The 12109-nt window shown below is 32.4% G+C and carries 9 protein-coding genes; 4 read left to right on the top strand and 5 right to left on the bottom strand.

What is annotated here, in order from left to right; translation table 11 throughout:
• The first annotated feature begins 8 nt into the window (after positions 1-8).
• From MW871_RS07475 to MW871_RS07460, 4 genes are all read left to right on the top strand, one after another.
• On the top strand, positions 9-1706 hold the full coding sequence (locus MW871_RS07475) for a RagB/SusD family nutrient uptake outer membrane protein (protein ID WP_248428120.1): 1698 nt from the start codon (positions 9-11) through the stop codon (positions 1704-1706).
• Between the two features lie 118 nt (positions 1707-1824).
• Entirely contained in the window at positions 1825-3153 is a 1329-nt protein-coding gene (locus MW871_RS07470; protein WP_248428119.1) for a DUF3472 domain-containing protein, read from the top strand.
• A 98-nt stretch (positions 3154-3251) separates the two neighbouring features.
• On the top strand, positions 3252-4628 hold the full coding sequence (locus MW871_RS07465) for a Gfo/Idh/MocA family protein (protein ID WP_248428118.1): 1377 nt from the start codon (positions 3252-3254) through the stop codon (positions 4626-4628).
• Positions 4629-4988: 360 nt separating this feature from the next.
• Positions 4989-6341, top strand: a complete 1353-nt coding sequence (locus MW871_RS07460) for an NAD-dependent succinate-semialdehyde dehydrogenase (protein ID WP_248428117.1) — start codon at positions 4989-4991, stop codon at positions 6339-6341.
• A 100-nt stretch (positions 6342-6441) separates the two neighbouring features.
• Here MW871_RS07460 and MW871_RS07455 read toward each other — a convergent pair whose 3' ends face one another.
• From MW871_RS07455 to MW871_RS07435, 5 genes are all read right to left on the bottom strand, one after another.
• Entirely contained in the window at positions 6442-7344 is a 903-nt protein-coding gene (locus MW871_RS07455; protein WP_248428116.1) for an N-acetylmuramoyl-L-alanine amidase, read from the bottom strand.
• A 30-nt stretch (positions 7345-7374) separates the two neighbouring features.
• Positions 7375-7845 carry a hypothetical protein gene (locus tag MW871_RS07450; protein ID WP_188049761.1) on the bottom strand — a complete coding sequence of 157 codons (471 nt, stop codon included), beginning with the start codon at positions 7843-7845 and terminating at the stop codon, positions 7375-7377.
• A 32-nt stretch (positions 7846-7877) separates the two neighbouring features.
• Complete coding sequence (gene rimO, locus MW871_RS07445; RefSeq protein ID WP_248428115.1) at positions 7878-9191, bottom strand: 30S ribosomal protein S12 methylthiotransferase RimO; 1314 nt, start codon at positions 9189-9191, stop codon at positions 7878-7880.
• Positions 9192-9406: 215 nt separating this feature from the next.
• The gene (locus tag MW871_RS07440; protein ID WP_248428114.1) at positions 9407-10957 is read right to left on the bottom strand and encodes an OmpP1/FadL family transporter; all 1551 of its coding nucleotides are present in this window, start codon (positions 10955-10957) and stop codon (positions 9407-9409) included.
• Between the two features lie 36 nt (positions 10958-10993).
• Complete coding sequence (locus MW871_RS07435; RefSeq protein WP_248428113.1) at positions 10994-12040, bottom strand: hypothetical protein; 1047 nt, start codon at positions 12038-12040, stop codon at positions 10994-10996.
• Between the last annotated feature and the right edge of the window lie 69 nt (positions 12041-12109).

Below are 12109 nucleotides of genomic sequence, written 5' to 3'. Positions count from 1 at the left end.
CTTAAATTATGAAAAAAATAGTTATATTAATTCTATCTGTTACCTTCCTGTCTTCCTGTGAGTTGGACAGAGAACCATTTAGCTCTTATACTGAAGATAAAATTCTTGCTGACAAAGAAGCTTCGGTAAATGTACTTTTAAACGGATGTTATGCTCAACTTAAAGGTTGGTCTGATGTAATGCATCGTATTGGTGAATATCCAGGAGATAATGTTATGATTAGAGGTACTTCTACAGATTCATTTTATTCTTTTATTTCCTATCAACACATTCCTAATAACGACAGATTATCTGTTTTTTGGAATAATAGTTATAAAATTATTTCACAATCAAGCGATTTGATAAAAATTATAAAGGAGGGCGAAAGCACTCAAATTGATCAAAAGTTGGGAGAAGCATATTATTTAAGAGGAATGATTTATTTTTATTTAACACGTGCTTATGGAAGACCTTATTATGATGCTCCTGAAACTAATTTAGGAGTGCCAATCGTAAATGGTATGCCAAACAGTATTGATAATTTACAACTTCCGGATCGCGCTACTGTCAAAGCGACTTATGAACAAGCAATCATTGATTTGAAAAAAGGAGAAGCGCTAATGAATGAAAACATAAATGCTGCTTATGCAACAAAAGAAGCTGCTCAAGCCATGCTTTCTAGAGTTTATTTATACATGAGTGGTACTTATCAAAACCCAAATCAACAGTATGCTGACCTTTCTATTGAGTATTCTAATAAAGTAATTAATAGCGGAAGATACACTTTATTATCTCGCTCTGAGTTTATGAAATACAATACCTATGCTCCTGATGACTCACCACAAACAGAAACTATTTTTGCAGTGAAACGGGTTGCTTCAGAATTCTCAGGTGAAGATCACTTTTATGGAGTGGGTGGTATGTACGCAAACATACAAGGTCAAGGTTGGGGCGAAATGTATGCTAGTGGAGAGTATTTAGATTTGTTGCGTAAAGCAGGGAAAAAAAATGATGCACGTTGGGCTTTTATAGATCCACAATATACTATGGATGCGTCTAACAAAAAAACGGAAGCTTTCCGTTTTATATACGATTTAAAAGACAATAGTGGTATACAAACGGGTTACAATTATTTGCAACAGCCATTAGAGAAAAATAGTGATGGCTCTTTTTTTATAACTATTGCTAATGTTAGATATAATTTAACCGTAGTAGATGCAGCTGAAAATAGTTATTCCATAAACTATGAGGGAAAAACCTATGTGGGCGAAAAGGATTATATGATGTTATTAAACCGTGTTTATCCTATGTTTTACGTAACTAAATGTTCTTTACAAAATAATGATTCTCATTTGCACTCTCCAATTATTTCTAGATTAGGAGAAATGTATTTGAATCTTGCAGAAGCTTATGCTAAAAAAGGAGATTATCAAAATGCCCGTACTAATTTAAATATTATTAGAGAAAGAGCAATTGTTGGAGGAGGTTATAGTTCATTAACAACTGCAAATGCAGCTCAATTAATCGATGAAGAACGCCAATTAGAATTAGCTTTTGAAGCACATCGCGGGTATGATGTTTATAGAAACGGTCAAACAATGACCCGTCATTATCCAGGGCCGCATACACCAATGGTAGATTATCCCGCTTCTAGTTTAAGAGTGGTACAATATATACCGCAATCGGAAATAAATGCATATCCAGGAACATTGACACAGAATCCATAATTGTTGGTTTGTTAATTAGTTTTTAACCTTTCTAATGTAAAAATTAGAAAGGTTATACTTTAGAATAGTAATAATGACAGATGTTTTTTATAGTTAACAAATTAGCACATTACTTAAAATGAAAAATTTATATGGATTGTTTTTTACTATTTTATCAGTAACAATTGTTAGTGCTAACAGTAATAAGTTTTCTGAATTTAAAAGAAGTGAAAAAACTTCTAATTTTCAAATAGCAATTCCTTTAGCCGGAAACGCATACAGTTCTAAGCATATAGAAGGAGTTCCTGTAATTACAAACAATGGAATAGAAAATTGGACCGATGCAAAGGAGTATTTTACAGTTTATTTTAGAATTTCGAAACCCGGAAATTTTCAATTTGCAATAAATGATTTTAGTATCGATTCAGGAAAAACAGAATTAGAATTTGCTATTAATGCTATCGCTAAAAAAGTAAAAATTAATACATCATCAAATAAAAAATCAATAGCCATTGGCAGTTGGAATATAAAAAAAGAAGGTTATGTAGCACTTACCATTAAAGCTATTAGCAAGACAGGGAAAAATTTTCCTTCTTTCAATACGTTAGTGGTAACTAGTACGGATTTTGACGGTAAAATTGATTACGTTCCAAATAATGAAGATAATTTTTATCATTGGGGCAGGAGAGGAGCATCCGTGCATTTGAATTATCAAATTCTAGAAAATGTAAATGCAGAATGGTATTATAATGAACTAATGGTTCCTGTAGGACAAGACAAAATAGGTTCCTACTTTATGGCAAATGGTTTTGGCGAAGGTTATTTTGGTATTCAAGTAAACTCTGCTGAAGAAAGAAGAGTTTTATTTTCTGTTTGGAGTCCTTTTACCACAGATGATCCCAAAAGTATTCCAGAATCGCATAAGATAAAATTGCTAAAAAAAGGGAAAAATGTAATTGTAGGAGAGTTTGGTAATGAAGGTTCAGGTGGACAAAGCTATTTAAAATACAATTGGGTAGCTGGCAACACTTACAAGTTTCTACTTAGAGGCATTCCACAAGAAAATAATTCAACAGCGTACACAGCCTATTTTTTTGCGCCTGAAACTCAGACTTGGGAAATTATAGCAAGTTTTAGTCGTCCGCAAACTAAAACTTATTTAAAAAGATTTCATTCTTTTTTAGAAAATTTTATTCCTGAGCAGGGTAATTTTTCTAGAATGGTTGTATTTTACAACCAATGGTATTGTGATGATAAAGGAAATTGGAATGAAGTAAATACTGCGAAATTCTCTGCTGATAACACCGCTAAAAAGGGATATAGAAAAGATTATTCAGGAGGCTTAAACCAAGAAGGTTTCTATCTCAAAAACGGAGGATTTAAAATCGATTATACTGAAATGGGAACACTATTTACCAGACCAATAACACACAACAAACCGAATATAGATTTTAAAACCTTGCCTTAAAAAAGATTTATATTTTGATAATTTAAGCTTTATAATTGTAATAATGATACTAATAAAAAGCATGGTATCTTAATGAAAACTAAATAAAATAATTTAATATGAAAAGTACAATTTCTAAATTTTTCCTAATTGCTTTTTTGTTTTTAGGATGGGCTAGTGCCTCTGCCCAAATGATTAAAACCCCAACGCCAAAAAGAGCCAAAGGACAAACAGATGTTTTGCGTTTAGCAATAGCTCCAATTCCTACAGTCCGTGTTGCCTTTATAGGATTAGGAATGCGCGGTCCTGGTGCAGTAGAGCGAATGACACATATTCCAGGAGTTGAAATTGTTGCGCTTTGCGATATGTTAGAAGACAGAACACAGTCTGCTAATAAAATATTAGAAAAAGCAGGTTTGCCTAAAGCACAAGAGTTTTATGGAGAAAATTCTTGGCGAAAAGTTACAGCTCTCCCTAATGTAGATCTTGTTTATATTGCTACAGATTGGAAGCATCATGCAGAATTGGGAGTTCAAGCAATGAAAGATGGTAAAAATGTAGCTATAGAAGTTCCAGGAGCCATGAATATGAAAGAAATTTGGGATCTTATCAATACTTCTGAGAAAACGCGCAAACATTGTATGATGTTAGAAAACTGTGTGTATGACTTCTTTGAATTGACAACATTAAATATGGCTCAGCAAGGACTTTTTGGTGAGATTTTGCATGCAGAAGGTTCTTATATTCATGGATTACAACCTTTTTGGGGAGCTTATTGGGACAACTGGAGAATGGATTATAACAAAAAACACCGTGGCGATATCTATGCTACTCACGGAATGGGACCTGCTTGTCAAGCATTAAATATTCACCGTGGAGACAAAATGAATTTCTTAGTTTCTATGGATACTAAAGCGGTTGGAAATCCTTCATTTATCAAAGAAAAGACAGGAGAAGAGGTTAAAGATTTTAGAAACGGTGACCACACGATGACTATGATTCGTACAGAAAAAGGAAAGACAATCCAAATTCAGCATGATGTAACGTCGCCTCGTCCTTACAGTCGTATGTATCAATTAAGCGGAACTAAGGGATTTGCTAATAAATATCCATTTGAAGGTTATGCATTAGATTCTAAAAGTATTGGGACAGATGTAGCACCAAATCACGAGAATCTAAGTGCACATAGTTTTGTTCCTGATGAAGTGAAAAAAGCTTTAATGGAAAAATACCAACATCCAATAGTAAAAGGTATTGAAGAACAAGCCAAAAAAGTTGGTGGTCATGGTGGTATGGATTTTATCATGGATTACCGATTGATTTATTGTCTTCAAAATGGACTTCCCTTAGATATGGATGTTTATGATTTAGCAGAATGGTCTTGCTTGGCACCATTGACAGAGATTTCTCTGGATAATAATTCGGCTCCAGTTGAAATTCCTGATTTTACACGTGGTGGATGGAATAAGTTAAAAAGCTTAGAATTTTCTAAATAATAAAAATTAAAAGATCAAAACCCGCAATTTGCGGGTTTTTTATGAAAAATAGTAAAGTTAAAAATTAATAAGCGCTATATAAAACATGATATAATTTCTAAATAATTGCACTGCTATTTATTCTTTTTTATTAAATACACAATTGATTTTAAATTGCTTTATTTTTTTCTCTAAGCACTGGAAAAAAAAATTATCGAATGGTTTAGTTTTATTAAATTTTACTTATTTGGTAGTTACAACATATAAATTTTTATTAAAATTATTCCTTTAAACTCCTCTTTTCTTTAAATTCAGTACCTTAGATATTCTAAAAAAAACTGTTGTATTTATTAAAAATACATTTCATAAAATTAAGTAAAGATGATATTTAAATCCATAAATCCATTTACACAAGAAGTAATAGCAGAGTATGAATCTTTATCCAATGCTGCGTTAAACAAAAAAATTGCATTAGCTGAAAACGCTTTTAACAAATGGAAACACACCTCCTTTCAGGAAAGAGCGGAGATGATGCAAAAATTGGCAAACATTCTTAGAGAGAATAAACAAAAATTAGGCTTACTCATCACAAATGAAATGGGTAAAATCTTATCAGAAAGTGTGGCCGAAGTTGAAAAGTCTGCATCAAACTGCGATTATTATGCAGAAAATGCAGAACAAATGCTGAAAGATGTGTATTATGAAACACCATTCAAGAGTATGTCTGTTTACGATCCAATGGGAGCTGTTTTTGCAGTGATGCCTTGGAATTACCCTTTTTGGCAAGTTCTTCGTTATGCTGCTCCAGCAATTATGGCGGGTAATGTAACACTATTAAAACACGCCTCAAACGTTATCGGTTGTGCTAAAGCGATTGAAAGTGCCTTTTTAGAAGCAGGATTTCCAGAAGGTGTTTTTCAGCAGATAAGTATAGAAGTATCTCAAGTTGAGACAGTGATTAGTTCTAATATTGTGCAAGGAATTACCTTAACAGGTAGTGAAGCTGCAGGTTCTTCGGTAGCCTCATTAGCTGGAAAACATATTAAAAAGTCGGTAATGGAGCTTGGTGGATCTGATCCTTTTATCATTTTAGAGGATGCTAATCTTACTAAAGCTGCTGAGGTAGCTGCACATTCTAGAATGTTAAACGCAGGTCAGGCCTGTATTTGTGCCAAACGTTTTATTGTAACTGATAAAGTAGCAGATGAATTTGTTTCTCTTTTTTCAGCTAATATAGCCTCTTTGAAGCAAGGAAATCCTTTGCAGGATGGAATTGATTTGGGGCCTTTGGCGCGATTGGATTTAGTAGATACATTAGCAGATCAATTACAAAAATCACTTAAACAGGGAGCAAAATTGGTTACAGGCGGATCATATGAAAATTGTAATTTTCAACCTACTTTAATTGACTTTGTTAGTGTGGACTCAGTAGCATTTCAGCAAGAAACATTTGGTCCACTAGCAACTGTGATCAGAGCAAAAGATGAAAACGATGCCATTGCAATAGCCAATAACCATCGTTATGGATTAGCCGCCGCAATTTGGACAGAAGATAGAGAAAAGGCATATAAATTAGCTAGGAAAATAGAATCAGGAAATGTTTTTGTAAACTCTCTTGTTCGTTCAGTTTCTCAAGTTCCTTTTGGAGGTATAAAAAAATCAGGATACGGGAGAGAATTAGGAGCAGTTGGGATTAAAGAGTTCATGAATATGAAATCATTGGTAATTGAATAATTAAATATTTTAAAAATAAAAAACGAGAGTAGAAGCGGTTAAACCAATTCTACTCTCGTTTTTTTACAATTTTATTTTTTTGTCTTTTTACAAATAGCCTTTATTGCTTCTTGTAAATAGAATAAATGGTATTAATTGTTTTCTCATCTAAAGTAGTACTTAGTTCACTTTGAATGAAATGTAATTTAAAAGCACTAATCGCTGCGGGTAAATTTTTAGTGTCATAACCAATGATTCTTAAACCTTGTTCTACATTAAAATCAGCAGGCGCAGGTTCCAGTTCTTCGTCTGGCCAAACTCCAAATCCTTTTTCTGCAAGAGTTTTCCATGGGAAAAGCACACTTGGATCTACTTTTCGTTTAGGAGCAATATCAGAGTGACCTATTATATTTTGAACAGGAATATTATAATCTTTTTTTAACTTTGTTAATAGTGCCAATAGGCTATTGATTTGTAAGTCAGAAAATGGTTCAGAGCCATTATTGTCTAATTCAATTCCAATAGATACAGAATTAATGTCTGTGTTTTTTCCCCAAGAACCATTACCGGCATGCCAAGCCCTTAAATAATCATTCAACATTTGTACGACACGACCATCATCTCCAATAACATAATGTGCGCTAACTTGGGTTCGCGCCAATGTAAATGTTTTGATAGTTTGCTGTATAGAATCCTGAGCCGTATGATGTAAAATAATAAAGTTTGGCTTTCTTAAGTTAAAGTTAACGGTTCCAATCCATTCAGTATTTACACCATTTCTTAAAATTGTAAGTTCCATTTTTGAAATAGAATCTTTTATATTTAATAAATTGTCAGAGTAAGTGGGTTCAACGGTTATTTTAAAGTTATTAACCATCGGTAGTGTAACGCTTTCTTTATTTGAAATGGTTTCTTGTAAAGATTTTAGTTTTTCATCGTATATTTTTTCTGTTTTTTTGTACGGATTAACCGCGCAAGAAGTCACGAAGATTACAAAAAAAAGGTAATAATAAAAATTTCTCATAAGGATAGTTTATCGAAGCGCTACAATTTATTATTCAGACTTTTTCTTCTTAGATTTTTTAGGACTATTTGCTTCTTGATTCAAAGCAGTATATTTTTCTTTTTGCTCTTTATTCAGCAACTCCATGATTTTTCTGTCTGTTGCTTCTGATAGTGCTTTAATATTTGCCATTTTATCGTCTTGACTTACTTCAGCTTTAATAAGCATTCCTTGTGTTCTAATATTTTCGGTCAAAATGTTAGAAATCGCAATTGCTTGAAGTTCATCTAGATTTAATTCTGGTTTTATGCGCTCAATAATTTTAGCAACGGTTACTTCAACAGGTATTTCCTTTGGTTTTTGTTGAGACATTGATTGATCCATGCCGCTATTCATTCGACGATTACTACCATAATTGTTTCCGTAACCGTTATTATATCCACCATTTCCATATTGTGCGGAAACAGTAGTAGAAAATAAAAATACAACTAGAATAATAAAAATGGATTGTAATAGTTTCATAATTAGCTTTTTTAAATCAATTATAATAAATTTTAAGCAGGTTCACCATAAAGATCAAATTCAGTTGCCTCAATAATTTTTATCATAGCAAAGTCACCTGTTTTTAAGTAATATTTTGAAGCATCTATTAACACTTCATTATCTACATCTGGACTATCAAATTCAGTGCGACCTACAAAATGTGCGCCTTCTTTTCTATCAATGATACATTTGAATGTTTGACCTATTTTTTCTTGGTTTAAATCCCATGAAATTTGAGACTGTAATTCCATGATTTCATTAGCTCGTTCTTGTTTTACCGCATCAGGAACATCATCTTCTAGTAAATAAGCATGAGTATTTTCTTCATGAGAATAAGCAAAACATCCCATTCTGTCAAACTTCATTTCTTGTACAAAATCTTTTAGAGTATTAAAGTCTTCTTGTGTTTCTCCAGGATAACCAACAATCAAAGTAGTTCTTATAGCCATTCCTGGAACTGCAGCACGAAATTCTTTTAATAATTTTGTTGTTTTATCTTGTGTTGTTCCACGACGCATCGATTTCAAAATAGAATCTGAAATGTGTTGCAATGGAATGTCTAAATAATTACAAATTTTTGGTTCACGTTTCATAATTTCTAAAACGTCCATCGGGAAGCCTGTAGGAAATGCATAATGCAAACGAATCCATTCAATACCTTCAACTTTAACTAAAGCTTCTAATAATTCACCTAAAGCTCTTTTTTTATAAATATCTAAACCATAATAAGTTAAATCTTGAGCAATAAGAATTAGTTCTTTTACACCGTTCTTTGCTAAACCTTCAGACTCTTTTACCAATTTTTCAATGGTTTGCGATACGTTTTTACCTCGCATCAAAGGAATAGCACAAAAACTACACGGTCTGTCACATCCTTCAGATATTTTTAAGTAAGCATAATTTTTAGGAGTAGTTGTCAAACGTTCTCCTAACAATTCATGTTTATAATCGGCTCCCAAAGCTTTCAACAATGCAGGCAGTTCAGTAGTTCCAAAAAATTGATCTACGTTAGGGATTTCTTTTTCTAAATCCGGTCTATAACGTTCCGATAAACATCCAGTAACAAATACTTTGTCTACTAGTCCTTTTTCTTTTTTATCTGCATATTCTAGTATCATATTTACAGATTCTGCTTTGGCATTGTCTATAAATCCACAAGTATTAATTACAATTATATTTCCTTCTTCAGCTTCTGGAGCTTCATGCGTCACCTCTTTTCCGCTCGCGCGAAGTTGACCCATAAGTACTTCACTATCATACACATTCTTAGAACATCCAAGAGTGATTACATTTATTTTATTCTTTTTTAAAGACTTCGTTCTCATATCATTAGAATCCCGATAATTTGGGAATTTTGCAAAATTACAACTTTTTATTCAAACTGAACTTGTTTACTTTTCTTTTCCTTTTTTTTAGAGTTAATACACTCTTAACCTAAATATGATTTGGTAAAAATAAAATTAGTTTTTGTAGCTCTAAACCTAAAAAAAAATCCGTTTCAAAAACATGAAGCGGATTTTAAATTTTATTTTTAGAATAATTATAGTTCAAATATAAGTGATACAGAAATATTATTATTAATGGCATCTATTTTTGGACCATCTGTAAATCCTTGTGCAAAGAAACCTTGTTGTGAGTTTCTTTTTGCGTAAGAATAGGCTAAATCTAACTTAGTAGATCCAAAGTTATATCCTAAACCTGTAGAGTAACCTGTTAGATCACCTATAGTATTACCGTTTTTAAAAGGACTTTGTTCGTAACGATAACCTGCTCTTAAGCTTAAAGCATCAATTCGATATTCAGCTCCTATTCTTAATTCACCTGTATTGGTAAGTACATTATTTATTTCTTTATTTAAGCCATCAAAGCCAGTTTTTAATTTAATATTACTGTAATCTTTCATAGCATAATCAACACTTATTAATCCAGATTTACCAAAAACATAGGCGAAACTTCCAGTTAATTTACTAGGAGATTGTAATTTATATGATTCGTATATATTAACAAATCTTGGATCAACGGTTTCTTTTAAGTCATTTCCTGTTGTAGCACTACTAACTGTAATAAGTTTTTGAGATAATTCATCATTTAAAGTATACCATGTTGGAGATTCATAAGCTAATCCCACACGTACCTCATTAGTTAATTTGGCGATAGCTCCCATTTGGAACGAAAATCCATTTCCATACGTATGTAAGTTATTGTCAAACTGTATCGAAGTAATAGTATAGTCACTTATTAATGGTGCATTGTTGTCTTCGTAAAAACTTGTTGATTTCTTTAAATCTGTAAAATGAGAATTTAAATTTAAACCTAAAAATAGTTTATCTTTATAAGAGGTAGCTGCATTAAAAGATAATTTTCCGTTATAACCCGTACTCGTTGTATAATTGTCTTGATAATAATTACCTCTAGTGGGTACCAATGATGAGTAAGTGCTATTCGGATTATTAAAATCAACGACATCAATTATAAAACCCTGATTATAAAATGCAATCATCGCTTGTTGTGCTGCAAAACCGTAGGGTAAATTATTTCCTAAGTAGGAGTAAAGATCAGATATTGATTCTCCATTTTTTCTAGTTACAAATTCCTGTGGTATTGGAGCTCCGTTATTACCCGTATTAGCATAACTTAAAAAATATTTATCTATAGAATTCGTTGGATTTATACCAGCTGAAAATAGTTTATTATCAAAATTATTAGTGTTTTCGTAATTTACTGCTAGAGAGATTTTTTTCCAGTTACTTTCTTTTCTGTTGTTAAATACAAAAACTGCTCCGGCCTGATTTAGATCAAAAGTATTTTCTTTATCAGAAGTCTTGTTTTCAAAGTAATTTGAATTATTCTTGGTGTTAAAGTTGGTTATAGTAAGTCCTACTTGATTATTTGAAAAAATAGCTGAACCTGCAGGGTTTACAGTAATAGCAGAAAAATCACCTCCCAATGCTCCAAACGCACCTCCCATTGCTCTAAATCTCGCCGTTCCGTTTAAATTTTCTTGAGAATAAAGTAGCGCGTCCGATAACTCTTGAGACTGTGCCACACTAACAGAAAAGCCTAATGCTAGTAAAAATATATATTTTTTCATCTGATTTAAAATTAAAATTTAATAGTGTAAATTGAATTATCCTCTACCGCCACTTCTGCCACCTCTACTGCCCGAAGATCTAGTTTCGCCTCCTGAAGATCTAGTTTCACTACCTGAAGATCTTGTGTTATTGTAAGATCTTGAAGAATTGTCATATCTAGGTTCTGGTGAATAGGTTCTGGTTGGTGTAGTGCTTTCAATACGACCATTATTTGTATTACCTCTTCTAGGAGCGCTCTGTGTATTGTTTTGAGGGTAATTTGGAGTTTGTTGTGGATTTCTTGAAAAAGTAGGACTAGTTCTACTAGATGAATTTCTATTAAAATCAGTCGATTGTCTGTTTTCTGAGTTTATAGTCCTTCTATTGTTGTTATTTTGTGTTCTTGAATAGGTACCAGAATTTCGACCATTAATACCTGCATTATCGTAGGTAGAACCTCTTCTACTAGAATTGTAAGAACGCGTTCTACTATTGTAGTAATTTGAATTTGTCCAATTATTTCCATAGTAACTATTTCCGTAATATCCATTTCCGTAGTAAGCGTTCCCGTAGTAACCATTTCCATAATAGCTATTTCCGTAAAAACCATTTCCGTAATAATTATTCCATCCTAAACCTACATTTAATCCCCATCCATATCCACCATTCCATCCCCAGTAATTTCTATACCAATTATTACCATACCAATTGTTTCCGTACCAATAATTCCCGTACCAATTATTATCATTGAAATTAATGCTTATATTTTGCGGATTGCTTCCCCAACCTGGATAATTTGTTTCATTATTTTGAACCGATTCAGAATTCAAATCATAACTGCTATAGTCATCAACATTGGTGAAAATTTCATCTGATGTATTGTCTTTCTGTAAAGTAGCAAAATAATCCTTATATTGGTTTCTATCGTACGAGTTGTTTTGGCTTCTTGTTTCAATTGTTCTATTAGCGCTGCTTCCGTAAATTCCATCAGAGTCGTAATAAGAACTATTTTGGTAGGAGCCGCATGAAGTCAATAAGACACTAAAAAAAACAACAAAGTAATATATTGATGTATTTCTGGGTGAAAGAGTATTAGTTTTCATATCTATGGAGTTTTTTATTGTTGGACGTTACAAAAATAGTTAGTTTTGCTAAACTATTTACGTAAAATT

This window comes from Flavobacterium pygoscelis (assembly GCF_023162025.1).
GTDB classification, from domain to species: domain Bacteria; phylum Bacteroidota; class Bacteroidia; order Flavobacteriales; family Flavobacteriaceae; genus Flavobacterium; species Flavobacterium pygoscelis.
Note: the sequence above shows the minus strand (reverse complement) of the source record. Positions and strands in the feature narration are given on the sequence as shown.